Raw genomic sequence first — 20,434 nt, 5'->3', positions numbered from 1 at the left:
TGCAAACCAAACATCAATTTCTCGGACTTCTCCCGCCACTCGTCGCGAAGGTTTGACTTCGCCGTAGGGGGACAGCAATTCTTCTAAGTAATCTTTGGCAAATTGGTCATGAATAAATCGGGTCATTTGTCATTGGTTATTGGTTATTGGTCATTGGTTGTTGGTCATTCGTTTAAGGGTAGAAACCGGGTTTTTGGTTTCGGGGATAAATGATTCACTTTTTTTAAAATGCCTCGTCTACCTCCACGACTTCGGTATATTCAAATTCATTGGGACTTAACTTAACTAATGGGTAGCGCATTCCTTTTAATTCAATCCAATCTTCTTCACAATCGGGTTTGGGAGAATTGTACACGAGGACATATTCTTTGCCGATATAAGGTTTCATTTCTTGGGCGACTTCTCCCCGCCATTGGGTTTTGGTGACTAAAACGACGAGTTGGTTGGCAAGTTGCGGGAGAATTTTGGCAATTTGGCGGCGATAAATTTCATCTAAACTGCCAAAGGGGGAGTCCATGACGATGGGAAAGGTACTGCTATCGGGTCCCATTAAGGTGTTCTTTTTACTCCATTCGCGAACACCGTCGATAATACCGCCAATGAAGGATAAGCTGAGGATTTGATTTTCGCCGGTGGAGGCAGCAACTGGAACTTCAAATCCACTGGTATTTTCGATTAAGGTGAGTTCATATTTGTCGCTGAGTTTGGGGACATAGGGAGTAAAGGAAATTTCACTAAAGATTTCCTGAACTCGCTGTTCGAGTTGGGTTCTAAATTGTTTTTCAAGGCGCGATCGCACCTCGGTTAAGCGGTCGATCGCATCCTGGGTCGCGAAAACTCTTTTTTTGGCTAACTCTTGTTTCTCTTCGTTGCTTTTCTGCTTTTCAAGTTGTTTATTTAAACGGTCGATCGCCCCTTGCAAGCTATCAAGCTGGGTTTGATTGGAACCAGATTCTCGGTCAAGTTCACTCATTTTGCGCTCGATTTCATCTAAGCGCTTCTGCAATTCTTGGATATTTTCATCGGGATAACTCCTCAGTTTGTCTTTGATTTCGTCTAATTGGGTTTCTATGGTAGAAAGTTCGGTTCTAAAACCATCAACTGCCTTTTGTTGGCGGTCCATTTCTTGCCAAAATTCAGGTACTTGTTTGTCGATCGCCTCGACTTGGGTACTCATGCGAATGGCGGTTTCTTCAATGTCTGCCATGCCTGCTTTGTCCATCCACGATCGCACGAGTTGTCTGGCAGGATTGCCTTCGCTGAGTTCACTTCCACAGATACAGCGTTGGCGATCGAGTAATTGTTGGACGAAGGGTTGTTTAATCCCTGCCGGTAATTCCCCTCGGTTGCGTAAATCATTGACGAGGGTTCTAAATTCGCTGGTGAATTCTCCCAGTAATGTGATATAACCTTGGCTAGAAATAGCCCGTTTTAGCGCTTCTTTAGTTTGTTTTAATTGGTGGCGAATGGAGGTGTTTTGTTCCTCTAAATTTTTGCGCCGCTTTTGCAATTCTTCCGCCCCACCTAATTCCATGAGGCGATCGCTGATAGTTTTCTTGAGTTGCGCTTGTGCTTCTAACTCTTTGGTAATCTCAGTTTGTCTTTTCTGGAGGCGACTGCCGTCTTTCTCTCGTGTTGCCTTCTCTTTTAATAACTGTTTCGTTTGCGGGTCGCCAATCGCTTTTAATTCATTTTCTAAGCTTTTGCGGGTTTCGCCTAAATGCCGAATCGACCGATTTAAGACTTCTAATCCCAGTAATTTCTTGGTCGCTTCGGCAATTTCGGCTTTTTTCTCAGAACGGACGATATACTCGATGCGTTCTCCATTAAAAAAGAAATATTGATGTAAACTTTCGGGTAGAATTCGGCCAATGATATCATCCGGATGTTGTTGAGGCGGAGGCGGGGACCATCTGCCATCATCTCCGGCGATCGTCATAAATAATTCACTCGAACCATGAGTGATTCCCGTCTCGGTATTGTAAGCGCGAATCAGGCGTTTTGCTTGATAACGTTTGCTGTCATGTTCAAACACCAATTGCACCCAACAGGCAATAGGTTCACCGGGTTTGGATTCGGTGATGGCGCGTTTATTCACGAGGCGATCGGGTCCGGCAAAGGCAGGGGAAAATTGTTCATAAAGTACCCAAGTAAAGGCATTTATTAAAGTGGTTTTACCAGACCCGTTATTGCCATGAATGATGGTGGTATTATTCGACCCTCTGGATAAGAAAATTTCGGGGGTTCTGCCATAAAATTGGCGAAAATTACAAAGCGTCAGAGAAATTAGTTTCATTGGATTACTTCCTTGACAATTTTGAGGATATCATCGTTAATATTTCGGGGCGCTTTCATATAGAGTTTATCTTTTTCAGCTTGCAAGACACGTTCAATAATGGCGCGGACTTCTGGGGGTGCACTGCTAATCGGTTCTTCGATATCCCGCAGTTCCTCATGGGGTCGATTGCTGGGGTGATAGGCGGGTTGATTTTCCGCGAAAATGAGGTGCGTTTTGACAGGAACTGTCCCGGAAGGATCAGCAACTCCCACGGTTGTCTCCGATTCTGGCGGGTGACTGGCGTACATTATGATGATTTCCTCCCCGATTGAAGTTTTACCCAATTGTCATTAATTTTACCTGGATTATCCCCAACTGTCAAAGACTTAATAATCCGTAAGATTTCTGAAGTTGGAGTAATTGCATTCGCGCTTCTCCGGCATTGTCGGCTAAATCAGCAAATTCTATGAAGCGGCGGAGTTCTTTTTTTAAGATATTCCGCTCGATTTCTAACGCTTCTCGGTCAAGTTTTGGAGGCATAACAATGGCATCGAAGAGAGTTGCTCGATCCTTGTTGGGATGGGGGCGCAAAATTCGGCCCCGACGTTGAATAAACTGGCGAGGATTGCCACTAGAGGCGAGAATAACAGCGGTTTTAATGGCGGGGATATCCACCCCTTCATCTAAACAGCGAATTGCCACTAATCCTTGTAATTCTCCACTTTCAAATTGCCGTCGGAGTTCTTCTCGTTCCTCGATCGCCGTGTCAGCGGTATAGGTATTCACCCGATAGCCAAGTTCGGACCCCAACAGGTGGGAAACCGCTTCCAGTTGGCGGTTGCTACCCCGGATACCGGACTCTTCAACAGTACCATCGCCACAATAAAATAACGTATGACTGGTATGCAGGCGAGTTTTCATTAACTCGCGCAACGCATTTAATTTATTACTCGCTGACCCAACTAACCGGGCGCGTTGCATGACTAATCCTCTTAAATCATCATGATTAAGATCCATATTTTCTTGATGGCGTAATATCCAGCCAATTCGCTTGGTTAATTTCAAATAAGCATAGCCTTCATTTTCAGTTAAATTAACTAAAAGTGGATAATAGAGATAACGCACTAAAGCACCGGCTCGAATTGCATCGGCTAAGGTCAGTTCTGGAGGAATAACCGGACCAAAATAGTCTAGTAAACCCTGTGTACCACTCTCATCAAAATAGCGTTCAGGGGTGGCAGAAAGGGCTAATCTTAAGCCAATTTGACGGGGTAAACTTTCTTCGAGACGCGGTGAACCTAGGTTGTGCGCTTCATCCCCAATAATCAAGGTTTTTTCGGGAAAGTACCTCAGTTGAGACTGGAATCCCTCACTGATCAGGGTGGCATTGGTGGTAATAATTGTGAGAAAAGGCTGGAGGTTGGCGTTGACGTTGTAGAGTTGGGTGGAAAGCTGACTCTGCCAGGTGTAAACATTTTCAAAGGCTAAAATCGGGGCCAGTCCGAACATCTCACATTCTCGCGCCCACTGATTGACGAGGTGACGGTAGGGACAGAGGATTAGCAAGACTTGTAATCCGATGCGGTGATAGAGTTCCGTGGCGATCGCCAAGGCAGCGATGGTTTTGCCACTTCCCGTTGCCATTTTCAGGGTTCCTCGTCCCTGGTTGCCAAACCAACTGGAGACTGCCTGTTTTTGATACGATCGCAGATGCAAATTAGGCGGCAGCGTCGGAACCCCGGGTCCCGATTTTTGAGCAGGATTTGATGCACTCATTCGTCAAATTTGCAATAATAAAATCTTTTTTATTTTATCTTAAAACCCTGGAATTTTTATGCAAATCATGATAAAATATGCCAATTCCCACACCAATTCATTAACCCAAACCCTTACAGTCTAGTCAAATGTCGGAATTTGTTCTACAGTAGATCCGGTAATCCTATCCGTCACATTGCCATCATGAGAGAGGACAAACCGAGGTTGCAAGGCAGCCTCACCCTAGAACCCGATACGTTATGGTTTAAGGTGAAACACTGTACAAAACATGGAATTGAATCCGGTGCACTCCAATCAATTCCCACGGATTCTGAGTTTTTGGAAACCCAGGGACTCCTCTTTTTAGTACGGATTTTGTCGAATCTCGTTCGCAAGCAGAAAGCCAAGGAATCTGAAGCCGATAAAACTCAGAAATCGGGTCAAGAATTTAATCCATTTTTACCCTATGACTGCGATTTATTTGTCACCGATATTTCACCGACTCATGTTTGTTTGCTAAATAAATTTAATGTTGTAGACTATCATTTATTATTAGTAACGAGAGAGTTTGAGGAACAGGAAATGTTACTCACCCTCGCTGATTTTGAGGCGATGTGGGGCTGTTTACAGCAGTTTGATGGGTTAGGGTTTTATAATGGGGGAAAGGAAGCGGGGGCGAGTCAGAGACACAAACATTTGCAATTAGTACCCCTGCCGATCGCCTCCGATGGACCGAGGATTCCCTTGGAACCGGCGATCGCCTCGGCAAAGGTGGTAGATGGGGTAGGAACGATCGCCGCGTTTCCCTTTGATTGTGCCGTCACCTTTTTTGAACCAGACTTATTTAACCATCCATTGGCAGCAGCACAACACACCCTCAAATCCTATTTAAAACTCTTAGCAACTGTGGGTTTAGAACCGGAGGAAATGAACCCGAAACAAGCAGGTCCTTACAATCTTTTGATAACCCGAGACTGGATGCTGATTGTCCCGCGATCGCAGGAAAGTTTTGACTCTATTTCGATTAATTCCCTCGCCTTTGTCGGTTCCCTCTTTGTCCGGAATTCTCAGGAAATGCAGCTTCTCAAAGAAGCTGGTCCCCTGAAAATATTAGAAACCGTCGGGCGATCGCCTCAGTCCTAATCCAGATTTAAACCGTCCGTTTTTCAAGGTGAATCGGAATTTGAATGATAAACTCTGTGCCTTCCCCAGGTTGGGAGGTACAGAGGAGTTCTCCATGATGACGTTCCACAATAATTTGATGACTAATTGATAACCCCAGTCCCGTCCCTTTCCCTTCCGGTTTAGTCGTAAAGAAGGTATTAAACAGTTTTTTCTGCACCTCATTTGTCATCCCAGATCCATTGTCAGCAATGTGAATGGCGACGCAATTTTCTTTCACTTCTGTCCGAATGCGAATCGTTTTAGAACCGATGTCTTTAGGGGGAAGTTCGGCGTGATTCTCTAAAGATGAACCACTCGCCACCAGAGACAAATGACTCGCTACCCCTGAATCTAAAGCATCGATCGCATTGGCAATCAAGTTCATAAACACCTGATTGAGTTGTCCGGGATAGCATTGGACCAAAGGAATATTTCCATACTCTTTGAGTACCGAAACTGCCGGTTTAGAACCCGTAGCTTTCAAGCGATTAGATAAAATGAGCAGGGTGCTATCTATTCCCGCATGAATATCAGCTTTTTGAAAAACCCCGGGGTCTTTGCGGGAAAAATTCTTCAGGGATTTGACAATTTCCTTAATGCGATCGGTTCCGAGATTCATGGATCGCAACATTTCCGGGAAATCTTCTTGCAAGTATTCTAAATCGATCGCCGTGGCATGATTTTGGATATCTGCAACAGGTTCAGGATAGCATTGCTGATAAAGTTGCAGATGGTTGAGCAAATCTTCAGAATATTCTAGGGCCATATTCAAATTGCCGTGAACGAAGCTGAGGGGATTGTTGATTTCGTGGGCGACACCCGCGACTAACTGTCCCAAGGTAGACATTTTTTCCGTCTGAACCAGTTGCAATTGGGCTTCTTTCAAGTCCTGAATCGACTGTTCTAAATTCTGGTATAATCGGGCATTTTCTAGGGAAATAGCCGCCTGAGACGAAAGTAACTTTAAGACTTCAAGGCGATCGCGGGTAAACACTCCCGCACTCAAGTTATTTTCTAAGTATAAAATTCCTACCGTGTGGCCTTGGTAGGCGATTGGAAAGCACAGAATTGATTTCGGTTGCTTCGCGGTAATATACGGATCCGTCGCAAATACCGACTCCACTGCCGCATTATTGATTACCAGAAATTCCCCAGTCCGATGCACATAATTAACAAGACTTAAGGGCAAACATGAAACATCTTCCAGAGGAATTCCCGTGCAACTAATTTCAATGGACGGTATCGTAGTCGTCACCGTCTCCTCTTCAATATTCCCAGAAGCTTGAATGACTTGTTTTCCCTCTTTTTCTAAAATTAAAAACCCCGTTTGTGCTCCCGCATTTTCCAGGATAACCCGCATTAACTTATTCAGGAATTTATCCAAAACCAGTTCTTCAGAAAGCGCCAATGCTGCTTTCATTACCGTAGTCATATCTAAGGCGGAAGAGTCTTGGCTGATGCTGGTACTGATGGTGGAAAAAGAGGAAATAGTTTCCTGAATGCTGAAGGGCCGAATCACTGAGCGTTGGGTGATTCTGGCTAATACTAAGGGATATTTTTGTTCTAAAAATTTCACCTTAGCGCTGGCTGACCAACGGACATATCCATAGTAGGCTTCAGTTAAATAAAACTGGGCGATTTGTTGACTGCCGCGCTGGAGATGAAATTCACCGGCGAGTTCATTAGCGAGGGCTTCTTCTTGCATATATTGGCTTTCCCGGGCGTGGAGAATGGCCCGGTCATACCTGGCGATCGCCTCGACAACATCCCCCTTAACTCGGGCTTTTTCCGCTTCCACCAGTTCATACTTATGCAGAAAATTATCCGGGGCAAACTCGGCCCATTTTTTCATCTTCCCTTGATTTTCTTCCACCTTATCCCACAAAACTTTTTGTTCTGATTCGGGCTGATTTTGATAGACCCCTAATGCAGCCAGAGAGTCATAAAAATAGAACAGTGGTAACGGGTAAACCGCCGTCAATCCATCTAAATAATTAGCGCCTATCCCAGCATTTTCAAAAGCGGCCTCGCTTTGTCTGAATAGATAGCTGAGAATCAGTTTGTTTAGGTACAAACAACATAAAGCATAGCGATCGCTGGTTTGTTCATGCAGCGGTAACATGATGAACTCATTATACAGTTCCCCAACCAAATGCTCTGGATGATCAGCCCCTCGAATCAAGTGAGATACTACCTGCCAGTACATTTTTTGATAGTTGAGGGTATTCGTCTGCTTGAGTTTCTCCATCAGCAGGCTGTAGGAAGACATTTCCGCTTCCAACTGCCCCAATTCTTTCCCGGCAAAATAGGAATTAATGCAGTAATTATAAGCACATAACCCGGCATATTCTACATCACCCGTTTCCAGTCCACTCTCATACGCTATCAGTAAAGGTGCAATCGTCTGCTGGAGGGGTTCCTTCCATAACCGGACATTATTATTCACCACCATTATCGTCCGGGCTTTGAGTTTCTGATTCTCGAATTGCGCCAACACCGTTAAGGCTAATTGTCCAAATTGATGGCCGGTTTCAATATCTCCGACAATGCCACATAAAATTAATCCATAACAGGCGTAGGCATAGGTCGATTCATCGGTATTGCCATAGTCGAGAGATAGCTTAACCTCTTCAAACACCAGCAAAGGTAACAATAAAGGGGCGGATTGATAGGCTGGGGCAATGGCACTATTGAGAATCCGCATCGCCGATTTTTTGTCAGAATTGCTCATTTTGGGCAATTCGCTTAAGGCTTTGACGCGCTGATCCGTTAACCGGGAAAACATTTCCCCGAGTCCATTCTGAATATGGTCAAAGCTGGGTTTTTCCGGTAATTTAACTCCCAATAAAGCCAGGGCTTCTCTAGCAGTAGCTAAGGCTTCGAGTTGTTTATTTTGGGCGGTGTAGGCTTGGATTTTGACTTCATAAACTTGAATTTTGTCGAGGAGGGTCTCAGCTTTTTCTAGGACGATTGTGGCGAGGCACTCCATGCGCTCAAACTCGGTACTCAAATAGGCAGATTCTGCGGCAGCCAGATGAAGATGGAGGGTTAAATCATAGCGATCGCCCCAACTGGTGGGATTCAATAAGGCCAACCCTGCATCCAAATACCGTAATGCGGGTTCGTAAGCCGTGGCAGCTTTGGCTTTATCTCCCGCTTGCAGATTCAAGGCCGCCAATTGATATTTTTTCCCTGAACTCTCGATTAAATCGGCCCCGAGATTCAATTGATTGACTAAATCAAAAACTTTTTCTTCTACCGCTTCCCCGGGGGTATTTTGTAATAGTAACCGTCCGATTTTGAGGTGGGTGGCTTGTTTTTCAGGGTCAGGAATGAGAGAATAAGCGGCTTGCTGAACGCGATCGTGTAAGAACTTATACTGGACCGAGGGGACTTCGGTGTTCATCTCTTCGCCCTCAGACCCCGAATCGGATTGGAAGAATTTATACAATTCGCTGACGGGAATCACCACACCCGCTTGCAGGGCTGACCACAATTGGGCTGAAGTTTCCCCGAGGGAATGCTGATACACCACTGCTAAGGTGGCGAGGTCGAATTGATGTCCGATACAAGCGGCTAAGGTTAAAACGGTTTGGGTGGGGTCCGGTAACCGTTGCAGCTGAGTCGCCATAAATTCTACAATGTTCTCGGAAGCGGCTAAGGATTTCACTTGGGTGAGATCACACTGCCAATACCCATGCTCCCCATCGTACTCTAATAACTGATCCTCATACAGGGATTTTAAGAACTGGGTGACAAAGAAGGGATTTCCTTGTGTTTTTTGAAACACCAGTTCGGAAATCGGTTGCGATCGCGTTTTTGGACAGCTTAAGGCATCAGCCACTAACTGATTCACATCCTCGCGATTCAGGGGTGGAACTTCAATCCGGTTAATCTGCACTCCCTGAGTTTGTTGGAGGCGATTGACCATTAACATCAAGGGGTGCACCGGACTCACTTCGTTATCCCGATAGGCCCCAATCACCAGCAGATGATGTAAATCCCCGTCACTTAAGAGCAATTCTAGTAACTTTAATGACGCGATATCCGCCCATTGTAAATTATCTAAAAACAACACTAAGGGATGATTTTCATTGGCAAACACCCTAATAAAGTTTTGAAAAACTCGATTAAAGCGATTTTGGGATTCAGCCGCCGGAAGTTCAGAAAGAGTAGGCTGTTTTCCTAACAGTAATTCCAGTTCAGGAATCACATCAATAATCACCTGTCCTTCTTTTTCTAAGGCGGCAGAGAGTTGTTTTTTCCAGGTGGCGATCGCCTTGGAACTTTCCGTGAGAATGTGGTAGCGAATTAAATTTTGAAACGCTTGAATCAGGGGGGCAAATGGAATATTTCGCTTGAACTGGTCGAATTTTCCTGAGATAAAATAACCCCGTTTTGCCAGAATCGGTTTATGGACTTCCTGAACTAATGCTGATTTCCCAATCCCCGAATATCCCGCCACTAACATCAGTTGAATACTGCCTGCGGCAACGCCTGCAAACGCCCCCATTAAGCGCTCGATTTCCTCCTCTCGTCCGTACAGTTTTTCCGGAATCTGGAATCGCGCCGCCATATCTTTCTGGGCGATTGCAAATGGTTGAATCCTGCCGGTGGTTTGTAGTTGCACCAAACAGGTTTCTAAATCTGCTTTTAATCCCCGCGCTGTTTGATATCTCCCTTCGGCATTTTTCGCCATCAGTTTCATGACAATCTCTGCGATCGCCTCGGGAATATCCGGAACCAATCGATTCGGTGGCACCGGCTGTTTGGCGATATGATAATGCACTAATTCCATCGCATCCGTCGAGGCAAAGGGTAAGGTTCCCGTTAACAGTTCATAAAAGGTTACCCCCAACGAATAAAAATCCGTGCGATAATCAATGAATCGGTTCATTCTCCCGGTTTGTTCCGGGGAAATATAAGCCAAGGTCCCCTCTAATGCATTGGGATTGACCAAGGTGAGGGATTCTTTCGGCAACCGAGAAGAAATACTAAAATCTGTTACTTTAACCTGTTTTGTGAGGGGGTGAATTAAAATATTATCCGGCTTGATATCTTTATGAATTATGCGATTTTGATACAATGCTTCTAAGGCATCGGCAATTTGAATCCCAATGTAGAGAAAGTCAGCAAGAGAAAGGGGATGAGATGTGGTATAATCTTTTAAAGAAATTCCACTAAAATCTTCGAGGATCAGAGCCAATCCATTGCGATCGCGTTCTAGGCTTAAGGGTTTGATAATTCCCGGGACATTGAGATTTTTGGCGATCGCATATTGATTTCGCAACCGCACCAGTTCCCCCACCGTCGGATATTCAGCATTGGGGATTTTAATGATCACGGAGGTGTCATCCCCGGGCCGAGATCCACGGTACACTAGGGTATGAATACTTTCATGAATTTTTTCAGTGATCAAATAGTCAGCGATCGCGTGCATTATCTCCTCTCTCCAGTCCCTGACACTTTTTTAAGTGTTCTGCTTTTATTCTATTCTACCGCGCTTGCTATAGCAGCTCCTTTATCAGTTGCTGAATTCCCTCACCCCCAACCCCTCTCCCAAAGGGGGAGAGGGGTGCAGGAGAGGGCATAAATCATTTAGGATTGCTATATCTGAGTTAATATAAAGATTGCGCTTTTTTTGAGGAGAGATGGGAATGGGGCAGATGGGGCGACATCTGGAGAGAAAGAATAGTTATCCTTCCACATTCATATTTTATCCTCTCCCGGTAAACTTTCTCGCTAACCGTTCAAAGCGGGCTTCATATTCATGCAAAGCAGCTTCGGCGCGTTCGCGTTCCGCTTTAACCTGTCTTACTTCATCTTTGCTCGGGTCAATTTTACCGTGATTATCAGTAATTTATGTGATAAAACCCAAGACAGAGGTGTTGTAGTTATTAACTCTTACAAGGAAGCATTCATGACCTATTCTGCCATTGCTGCGGCGACAGTATAGGCTATCTTTGCATAGGGGTATTTCCTAATGGGAACATTGGGCGATTGTTGCCGTTGAATTGACTCGGGCAAGTTAGAGAGTTCCACAGATTCATTGGGGTCAGGTTGGGCATTGGGCTGACACTCACGGGGATGGAGTGGTTTGGTGTAGAATTTGCCCTGGGATTTTTGAGTGTTGGACCCGGACTGCCCGAACTGAATTAAGCAGAATTATTTATTCAGGTAAGGCTTTATAAGTAGCAATCACGGCCAGTAATAAGACGACGGTCCAGGACCAACTGGGAATGGAGGCGATTAATAACCATACATCCCCAAAGATGGCGGCGAATAGTTCTAGGAAGTAAGCGATCGCTATCGTGCCAATAGCCAAGAGGATAACCGGGAATATTTCAGACATAACATTTCCTCGTCTAGTTCTCATACCCAGCAAGGCGATTCCTAGCTGGTTTTTGCGATTCTTTTCTGTAACAGATTATCAAGCAAAAGTTACAAAAGTCCAAAAAATAGGTTAAGAATTATTAAAATTTAGGGACTGATTAACGGCGATCGGCTAAAATTAACCGTTGAGTAGAAATATAGCGCTGGAATCCCATAGACTGTATTGATTCTCACTGAAGAATTCAGGGATAGGCGGTTGGAGGAACCTATGGGTTCTGATAAGTACAGCCTAAGCTGTTTAGACCCGTTGATTGACAAGATTAGGACAGTTTGAGATGTGGCTGTCACCGCTGATTTGACCTAGAGACGCGATCGCCCTCAATCCTGTTTCTTTCCTTTTAGTTTACACAGCAAAACGACCGGATTCACTCGGTAATAATACTGATTTATAAAGGGAACCCCATCATGGGTTCTCCAGCCTCCTAGCCCCCTAAACGGTCTGCTGAGGTGGCTAAATTAATCCCTTTAACCGATTCAGACTCTGGAGTAACCGTCGCCTCTTTGACCCGTTCCGGAGAAAGGGTACTGCGGGCGATCGCCTGTAATAGTGGATTTTCGGCAGCGAGTTTTCGGTAAGCGATAAACTCAAAGATTTGTTCCGCCCGGAGTCCATACTCAATCCGGCGCTGATATACCCGCCATAAGGCAATCAGGGGGAGAATCTCCTGGATTTTCAAATCCACCCACTGTCCCCCCCGTTCTGCGGTGAACTTTTGCAGATAACGGGATGCTTGCCAATGGGGGGGAATCCGGTTCTCGTCAGAACGAACTAAACAACCACAGGTGAGATCAAAAGTTTCATATTGAACCAACCGTTTTAAAGCCGCTTCCACTTTTTTGCTCTGCATCTCTTGGAGAATCGCCACACCGAGGGTGGATAGACGGCCATTCTCACGAGTGGTCAGGGTAAATTGAATATAACCACGATTGTGGCGATCGCGCTGAATGCGATCGCTCACCGACTCAACTTTCACCCCGGCGATCGTCTGTCCCACAACCCGTTGGAACCCAAAATAAACCGCCTGAGCGACTGTCCCATTATCAAGCAGAGGGTCCTCCGGAGACTCCAGAAAACTCTGTTCCCGTTCAAACGCTGTTTCCACCTGTTCAAAGGGGTCTTCTTCCACCGGATGGAAATTTTCCGCGCACCATTCCAAAATCTCCCGAACTGACAACTTTTCCCGCGCTAACGCTCTCAATTGGCCAGCTTCAAACGGATAAACCGGGTTAGGTGGGGTTAAATGGTAGTGGTCATAAAACCCTTGTAACCACAGGCGAACCAGCTCAACAATCCCCTCGGGACTGATCTGGTATAACTGCATCGGTTCGCCTTGTTTGCACAGGTAGTTAGCGATTCCCGGGGGCAGCGCTTGGACCTTATTGCGCCAGGTTTCCTCCGTCATCACACTGAACAGGACAATTCCGCGTTCTAAGGAGGCCCGAGGCAGGGTATCCCAGATGCGTTTAATAATGCTGGCAACGACCCGTTCTCGTTTTAACCCCGTATCACTTTTATCTGCAGCCTCCAACTGGTCAAAACAAATAATTAGCGGGTAATAGTAACTAATTAGGCTCAAGCTATGCATGAGGATTTCCCAGGCATCAGCATCGCGGGAGTCTCGGGACCGATTGGGTAAACCGAGTTCCGAGGCTTTAGAAGGGGAGATCGCCGCACCGGACAACCATTTAATACTGTAAGGGGCTTCAGTGCTGGATAGGGTCCAGATAATGGCTCGGACGAGATCCGGATCAGCCAGAGTGGGTTTAAGTTTGCAGAAGCCTTCCGTGAGTTGAGTCACCCAAGTTTGATTTTTAGCCCGGGTATGATTGTTGAGTTTGGCAATCAGTTCTGGAGGAGTAAAGCTGCGTGCGTTGGGGTCGATCGCCAGAATGGCGTGATTGGCGATCGCTGCCGCGAGGCATTGCCACTGCATGACGCCCCCTTGACCGGCATAGCGTAAACTCTCCACAATGCGCTGATGAAATTGATAGCGCAGGAGGTTTAAGTCGGTCAATTGACCGGCATTGATATAAACGAATAGTGCACTATCCTCTTGTTGGACCTGATGGCGCAGGGTACTGATCAGATGACTTTTGCCCATGCCTGGATTGCCCGTTACCGCGATCGCACTCAACGCAGAACGACCTTGGCGCGATCGCTCAAGGGCTTGAAAAACCACCTGACGAATGCGATCGTTCAAGCTGTTGAGATTGGGAAGCTCATCCCGCCAAATTTCGCGATCGCTGACATAAGCAGGGTAAGGGAAAGGATTCTGAGCGGCGATCGCCGTATTGAGGTCTTTAATCGAAGAAATAGAACAATTAGCCATAGCAAGACGTATAAAGGAGCAACCCGAATCGAGCTTCGGCTCTTACTTAAAGTGTGCCGCGAAACTCATTTAACCTGACACAATGCCAATCGATTCTCTAGTCAGACCCCTTTCTAGGGAGTCGGTACAGTATGAAATCAATAGGACAAGAACCGGGTTTCTGTACCAGCTTTGTTACTCATGAACAGCGATTTCGCATAGAAACCCGGTTTCTAACCGTCACTGAACCGACTCCCTAGATCCCGAAGGCGATCGCCCGTTGATGTAAAACTCTGCGATTTGCCAACCCAATTCCGTTAGCCCGAGGTGCGGCCTGATAAAATCTCGTGAGCTTGCCGCAGATGCTGGACAACCGATTCAGCAGAGGCATGGAAGGCCGCCCGTTCTCCCTCATCCAGTTCCAGTTCTAACACCCGCGCAATCCCTCGGCATCCTAACTGGCAAGGAACCCCGATGAACAGATCGCGTAACCCATATTCACCCTGAAGATAAGCCGCAGCCGGAACGATTCGCGACTGGTCGAGCAAAATTGCTTCAATCATCAGACTCACCGAAGAGGCTGGAGCAAAATAAGCACTCCCGGTTTTCATTAATTCTACGATTTCCGTGCCACCGTTGCGGGTGCGTTCCACAATTCGCTCAATAGTTTCAGCATCCATCAGTTCCTGTAGAGGAATCCCCTCCACCGTCGTGTAGCGTGGTAGGGGGACCATTAATTGTCCGTGATCTCCCAGGACCATTGCCTTGATATCCTGGATTGAAACCCCGAGTTCCATCGAAATAAAGGTTTTAAAGCGCGCCGCATCCAGCACTCCCGCCATGCCAATTACCCGACGGCAGGGGAGTTGAGTCGCTTCCCAGGCAACGTAGGTCATCACATCTAGGGGATTGGTCACCACAATTAAGATGGCGAAGGGCGATCGGGCGATCGCCTCCTTTGCCGCTGTCTTGACAATCTTGGCATTAATCTCAATCAAGTCATCTCGATTCATCCCCGGTTTCCGAGGACGACCGGCGGTGATCACCACAATATCCGAGTTCGCCGTATCATCATAATCATTCGTACCCACGATTTGCCGGTCATGACACTCCACCCCCCGGGCTTCCATCAAGTCCAGGGCAATCCCTTGGGGCATCCCTTCCAGGACATCCAGCATCACCACATCAGCTAACTTTTTTTCGGCGACTCGCTGGGCGAGGGTACTGCCAACTTTACCCGCACCAATAATAGAAACACGAGCCTTGCGACAAGAGGGAGGAAAAAAGGGGGAGGAGGACATGATTAATACAACCGTTGAACAGTTTAGGGTTTACTGGAATTCTTCGAGTTGGTCGATTCGCAGCCAGACATTCGGGGCAGGCATCTGACCAAACTTGATCAGGGCATAGTCCCCATTCATATCTACGACTTCCCCTTTGGTTTCAAAGATATAGCTGGGGAAGCGCGAATCACTAGCTCTTGCTTCTAAACTATTCTCCAACGTTTCGCGAACGGCGCGAACCATAGTACCTTTTTTAACTGCCATAAGTTGCTTTCCACTGTTTAAAACGCTTTCTCTCCCTAATTTTAATCCCTTCCGGGGTCGGGATTTTAGGGTTTCATGTTCAACGTCCCGACTTCAGTCGTTACTACAAACATGAACCCCTTCGTCCTCGTGACTTCTCCTCGTGACTTCTCCTTTTCTCCTCGTGACTTGGCTCTGCCGCCAATTGTGCGTGACTCGGCCGAGCCAAGTCACGAGGACTTAGGGAAATCCAAAAAATAAAATACTCAAAACCCACACCCTCAAGGACTCTGTTGGCTCTTCAAGAAAGAGACCTCTCCCCAAACCCCTCCCCACCTCTCCCCGGCCCTCTCCTAAGAGGAGAGGGAGGTATAAGGAATAAATGTCTTCTCTGGGAGGGGCTTTCCGGCTCCCCCTTCCCTCGTAGGGAAGGGGGTTGGGGGGTTAGGTCTCCCGTTAACCAACTTCAATCCTCAAGGGTGGGGCACTCGCGGAGCTCGCCTGCCTACGCAGCAATCATAGTCAAGTAAGTTTTTCACTACAGAACTTGGATAATTTATTTTTTTGGACTCCCTTACCCCCCCATCCCCCAAACCCTAACTCTGACAATTGGGGCAAAAATGGCTAGAACGTCCTGTCAACTTAAGGCGATGCAGGGGAGTACCACAGACGCGACAAGGTTGCCCAGCGCGATTGTAAACCCAAGCCATCCCCCCATAGTTGCCATTGACACCGCTGACGTTGAGAAAATTGCTGAAGGTGGTTCCCCCGGCAGCGATCGCCTTTTGCAAGACTTGAATAATTTGGCTGTGCAGTCGCTCAATTTCTGCCCCACTCAGGTGAGCACAGAGCTTGGTGGGCAGAATCCCACTCAGGAACAGACTTTCATCGGCATAAATATTCCCCACCCCGGCAACAATAGTTTGGTCCAGGAGGGCGGTTTTAATCGCTTTTTGACGCTTGTGGAGTTGGCGAGTGAAGTATTCGACCGAAAATTCAGGGTTCAAGGGTTCTGGACCTAATTTGGCTAATCCGGTGATGATAGAGGAGGTAGGAATATTTGGGGGGACCCACCACATTTGACCGAAGGTGCGTTGATCCACAAACCGCAATTCCCGATCGCCCTCGAAGAAGAGGCGCACTCGGGTATGTTTCTGCAAGGGTTCCTCTCGCTGGACCCATAACAGTTGCCCAGTCATCCGCAGATGGACTCCTAAACTGCCCCGGTTAGCCGCATCGGCATCTTTGGAGTCGCACAGTTGCCCTAGGAGATATTTGCCTCGACGCTGCCACGAGGCGATCGCGCATCCCTGGACTCCCTCCAAAAAATCTCTAGGTGAAACTGGGTGGCCGATGGTTCGCGTCAGCAAAACATCGCCACCCAGGATCCTCGTACCGAGGGTTAATTGATTTAACCCTCGACACACTGTTTCAACTTCAGGGAGTTCCGGCACCAGTTAGCGGGATTCTGTTCCTTGGTTGGGGTCGCCTTCTACTGTACCGCTACTACCGGCTTCTGGTTTGGCGGTCTTTTTGCTGCCTTTGGTGGCATCGGTCCCGGTTTTGCGATCAGCCGCCTTGGTTGCGGTGCCACCCTTGCCAGCAGAGGCTTTTCCACCTTTGGGCGCTTCGACTTCATGAACTTCGTTCATCCCGAAGTTGTTGGTGTTGATCCCGGAGTAGTTCACTTTGTCAAAGCGAACAATCACGGGATAGGGGATCCCGCTTTGGTCTACAGTGGCAACGGTGCCAACTTCTTGAGACCAGTAGGACTCTTTACGCAGAATGCGAACTTTAGAACCACGTTGAACCATCTGTTTTTTTTCCTTCTGATGAATTGAACGAAAAGTTTAAGGGGAATTGCTTCAGCGTACTACTCTAACGGGATACTCTGGAATGTTCCAATCTTTAAGTTTTATTAACTACTCGATCCACCGGACCCCGATAAAATGGGCGGAACGTCCCCACATATCTTGGGTGGGGGTGATTTCTTCGATCGCCAGATTAAAGGGAATGGCCGTGGTGAGGTAGCGTTGAGCTAGGATGCCGAGGTCTGGGGTCACCTGAGAGGCAGCGGTTGCCGCTACACCTAAACCCAAAAGTTGGGAGATGGGGTCTCGGGGAAGGACCATTGTGATTCCGAAGGCTAACCCGGCAGTAATCAGCATTCCCACGGACAGATTGGTGCCACAACGGGGATGAACTGCGAGGTCCCATTCTCCCCGGGTCAGGCGATCGTGGGCGACATGAACGGCGCGACGCAGGTCGGGGAGGTTAACATGGCCATAGAGATAAAATCCGCGATCGGTGGACATTCCCCCCAATCCATCATTATCCAGCGATCGCCCCGGTTGGCTGTCTTGAGGGACCCTCTCACCGGAGGTTTCGCTCAATACCCAGACTGTCGCGTGTTCCAACGCATGAACCTGACGGACTGCCAGAGTTTCTTTCAATCCGGGGATAAATGCGAGTTGTTGCAGGAGTTCGGCATCTCCAGTCGGATGCGGCGCAAAATCAAAAGGAAATGGATTCGCCTGGGAAGAAGTAGCAGTCATGAGGTTAAGTCTCCAAGGAGTTAGGGTAGATTCGGGCTGAGAAATATTTGGGTTTATTGGTCTTAATTTAACGAATTTGCCCACCCATTGCCCATCCCCAGGGCGATCGGCTATCCTCCCAGGACGCCGGTATCCGATTCCATCTGAGGGGCCAGAAACCGGGTTTCTTGTGAAAATCTGTCGCAATTCGCAGTAACTTGGGCCAGAAACCCGGTTTGTAAGCTAATTCTGTCCCGATGTCTTAGGGGCGATCAATATACTTGTCTCGCCTACAGCTTAAATGTACGAATGACTGAGAAAGACTTTATCTCACTTATAAGTCCAACTTGGCGATCGCCTCTTTCAACACCGTCGCCGACTGTTGCAGCAGCTTTTCTTCATTGGGCGTCAAAGACAAATCCAAAACCCGAGTCACCCCTTCACGATTCACCACCGCAGGCAAACTCAGGCAGACATCATTGATGCCATTAACCCCATGAATAAAACTACTCACCGTTAACACCCGGTTTTGATTTCTCAACACCGCTTTCACAATATCCGTCACCCCCAACCCAATCGCATAAGACGTCGCACCTTTGCGCTTAATCACCTCATAGGCTGCATTTTTTACCTGGTCAAAAATCCCTTGCAATCGGTCTTGATCCGCTTCGGAACAGTCCTCAATTCCTCCACTACACAGATTCATCCCAGAAATATTCACCTTACTCCAAACCGGAACCTCACTATCCCCATGTTCCCCGATAATATAGGCATGAAAACTGCGCGGATCAATCTGTAATTGATTTGCCAACAAATACCGAAACCGGGCCGTATCCAGAACCGTCCCCGAACCGAAGACTCGGTTACAGGGAAACCCTGATAACTTCAGGGTGACGTATGTCATAATATCCACCGGATTTGTCACCAACAGCAGAATCGCATGAGGACAATATTCAACAATTTGCGGAATCAATTCTTTAAAAATATGTACATTGCGATTCAGCAAATCTAAGCGAGTTTCCCCCGGTTGTTGTTTTGCACCAGCGGTAATAATGACGATATCTGGGTCATCACTTTCGGCCAAAGTACCGGAACGGATTCCTGTAGGGTCAATGAAGGGGACACCGTGGAGTAAATCCATAACTTCCCCTTGGAGTTTTTCTTGGTTGACATCCACCAAGAGCATCTCATCCAGGGTATTTTGGATTAACATGGAATAAGCACAAGCCATCCCGACTTGACCCGCACCAATAATTACGCCTTTGAGGGGACGACGATTGCCTGGTAAGGTGCGATCGCGATCGGTAAATTCCGTAAATAACTGTTCAAACATCGAACGATTCCCTAAACTTACATTCACCTGTCCTAGGATAAAGGGTAATTCGATATTCTGCCAAACATTTTAAAAAGACCGTTCAATATTGGGTGAAATTCATATTTTAGCATTTACGCACTCGTTAAGATTAAACCCTAACTGTAGAGGCGATTCGCGAATCGCCTCTACAGTTAGGGTCGATTTTCAAAATTTGCATAAATCCTGTCTTCTTTTTCCTCATCCCTTAAACTCCACTATCCGTATAAATTGGTTCGCCGCCAAGCACCATAATATCGGGATAGGTGTATTGGCGATAGCGAGGAATCCACAGACGAACATCACCCATATAAACCCGATAGTTTTGTTTTCTGAGTTTCAGTTTGAGTAAAGCGGCTAAAGTTAACGCTAATTCATTATGATTGGTAGTTCCCCCAGTCATAGGGACAATTTCTCCATCTCGGTACTCGCTTTTGTAATCGGATTGTTCTTCCAACGCCAGGTATTCTTCTGGACTATAATATTTTTTATCTGTTTGAGTGAACATCGTTGATAATTTCCCTTAATAAATTTATGTAGGTTTTAAGCCAATAGGAATTACTGTTATTGTAACCGCCAAATCTTGATGCTGTTCAGAACTTACGCAATCTTTAACATTAAAACCTCAATGTAGAGGCGATTCGCGAATCGCCTCTACATTTAGGGTGGATTTTCAACATTGCCGTAAGTCCTGCTGTTGTCACCGTTCGCAGTCCAAACCCCTCCACTGCCACTGACCAGAGTTCGTCCATCGGGAGTAAAGGCGAGAGATTCCACCGAGTCAGTATGCCCAGTGAGTGCATCCAGCAGTTCCCCAGTTGTCAAATTCCAAATTTTGTAACGAGGGGAACACATTCCAGGATGTGCCAAAAATATAAAAGACGCGATCGCCTGTTTGCAGACCCAACAACCCCGTTATGACAACAGTTACGGCACCAAAAAGGGCTGAGGATTCGGTTCATCGATACATCCCCCTTTTTGCGTAGCGGTGGGCACGACATTCGGCAGGACCTGCGGAAGTAACAAGTTTTCTGAAATCCAACCAATATTACTAGGTCGGACCCCGACAGGGGGTGGCGCTGTTGGCGCAGGGGCGTTCTCACTGGCGGGTTCAGAGGCCCCTT

The 20,434-nt window shown here is 47.0% G+C and carries 16 protein-coding genes; 1 reads left to right on the top strand and 15 read right to left on the bottom strand.

The annotated features are described in order from the left end of the window. Positions 1-223 precede the first annotated feature (223 nt). From J0895_RS16565 to J0895_RS16555, 3 genes are all read right to left on the bottom strand, one after another. Entirely contained in the window at positions 224-2,296 is a 2,073-nt protein-coding gene (locus J0895_RS16565) for an AAA family ATPase (protein WP_207089147.1), read from the bottom strand. After that, positions 2,293-2,586, bottom strand: coding sequence for a hypothetical protein (locus tag J0895_RS16560; protein WP_242541369.1), 294 nt, complete (start codon positions 2,584-2,586; stop codon positions 2,293-2,295). Before J0895_RS16560 ends, J0895_RS16565 begins: the two co-directional genes overlap by 4 nt. A 70-nt stretch (positions 2,587-2,656) precedes the next feature. Continuing rightward, entirely contained in the window at positions 2,657-4,054 is a 1,398-nt protein-coding gene (locus J0895_RS16555) for a DNA phosphorothioation system restriction enzyme (protein WP_207089146.1), read from the bottom strand. A gap of 183 nt (positions 4,055-4,237) precedes the next feature. On the opposite strand from J0895_RS16555, the gene J0895_RS16550 reads away from it, so the two are divergent. After that, the gene (locus tag J0895_RS16550; RefSeq protein ID WP_207089145.1) at positions 4,238-5,176 is read left to right on the top strand and encodes an ATP adenylyltransferase family protein; all 939 of its coding nucleotides are present in this window, start codon (positions 4,238-4,240) and stop codon (positions 5,174-5,176) included. 7 nt (positions 5,177-5,183) lie between these two features. Here J0895_RS16550 and J0895_RS16545 read toward each other — a convergent pair whose 3' ends face one another. The 12 genes from J0895_RS16545 to J0895_RS16490 form a co-directional block, all read right to left on the bottom strand. Beyond that, on the bottom strand, positions 5,184-10,637 hold the full coding sequence (locus tag J0895_RS16545) for a trifunctional serine/threonine-protein kinase/ATP-binding protein/sensor histidine kinase (protein ID WP_207089144.1): 5,454 nt from the start codon (positions 10,635-10,637) through the stop codon (positions 5,184-5,186). Between the two features lie 729 nt (positions 10,638-11,366). Then, positions 11,367-11,549, bottom strand: coding sequence for a hypothetical protein (locus J0895_RS16540; protein WP_207089143.1), 183 nt, complete (start codon positions 11,547-11,549; stop codon positions 11,367-11,369). A 463-nt stretch (positions 11,550-12,012) separates the two neighbouring features. Further along, complete coding sequence (locus tag J0895_RS16535) at positions 12,013-13,920, bottom strand: ATP-binding protein (RefSeq protein ID WP_207089142.1); 1,908 nt, start codon at positions 13,918-13,920, stop codon at positions 12,013-12,015. Positions 13,921-14,216: 296 nt separating this feature from the next. Then, complete coding sequence (mdh, locus tag J0895_RS16530) at positions 14,217-15,200, bottom strand: malate dehydrogenase (RefSeq protein ID WP_207089141.1); 984 nt, start codon at positions 15,198-15,200, stop codon at positions 14,217-14,219. 30 nt (positions 15,201-15,230) lie between these two features. Beyond that, complete coding sequence (gene ndhO, locus J0895_RS16525; protein WP_207089140.1) at positions 15,231-15,446, bottom strand: NAD(P)H-quinone oxidoreductase subunit O; 216 nt, start codon at positions 15,444-15,446, stop codon at positions 15,231-15,233. 575 nt (positions 15,447-16,021) lie between these two features. Continuing rightward, positions 16,022-16,879 carry a DNA-formamidopyrimidine glycosylase gene (locus tag J0895_RS16520; protein WP_207089139.1) on the bottom strand — a complete coding sequence of 286 codons (858 nt, stop codon included), beginning with the start codon at positions 16,877-16,879 and terminating at the stop codon, positions 16,022-16,024. A 3-nt stretch (positions 16,880-16,882) separates the two neighbouring features. After that, a complete protein-coding gene (locus tag J0895_RS16515) occupies positions 16,883-17,239 on the bottom strand; it encodes a photosystem I reaction center subunit IV (protein ID WP_207089138.1) in 357 nt (118 codons plus the stop codon). A gap of 108 nt (positions 17,240-17,347) precedes the next feature. Next, positions 17,348-17,980, bottom strand: coding sequence for a DUF6391 domain-containing protein (locus J0895_RS16510; protein WP_207089137.1), 633 nt, complete (start codon positions 17,978-17,980; stop codon positions 17,348-17,350). A gap of 313 nt (positions 17,981-18,293) precedes the next feature. Then, positions 18,294-19,292, bottom strand: coding sequence for an L-lactate dehydrogenase (locus tag J0895_RS16505; protein ID WP_207089136.1), 999 nt, complete (start codon positions 19,290-19,292; stop codon positions 18,294-18,296). 226 nt (positions 19,293-19,518) lie between these two features. Then, positions 19,519-19,818 carry a Uma2 family endonuclease gene (locus J0895_RS16500; protein ID WP_422894340.1) on the bottom strand — a complete coding sequence of 100 codons (300 nt, stop codon included), beginning with the start codon at positions 19,816-19,818 and terminating at the stop codon, positions 19,519-19,521. Between the two features lie 152 nt (positions 19,819-19,970). Then, entirely contained in the window at positions 19,971-20,165 is a 195-nt protein-coding gene (locus tag J0895_RS16495) for a WD40 repeat domain-containing protein (RefSeq protein WP_207089135.1), read from the bottom strand. A 72-nt stretch (positions 20,166-20,237) separates the two neighbouring features. Beyond that, a partial coding sequence (locus J0895_RS16490; RefSeq protein WP_207089134.1) for a hypothetical protein occupies positions 20,238-20,434 on the bottom strand: 197 nt, incomplete at its 5' end.

The sequence above is a fragment of the Phormidium pseudopriestleyi FRX01 genome (genome assembly GCF_017313335.1).
Classification (GTDB): Bacteria; Cyanobacteriota; Cyanobacteriia; order Cyanobacteriales; family Laspinemataceae; genus Laspinema; species Laspinema pseudopriestleyi.
The sequence above is the reverse complement of the archived record's forward strand: the minus strand, read 5'-3'. Positions and strand labels throughout refer to the sequence as shown.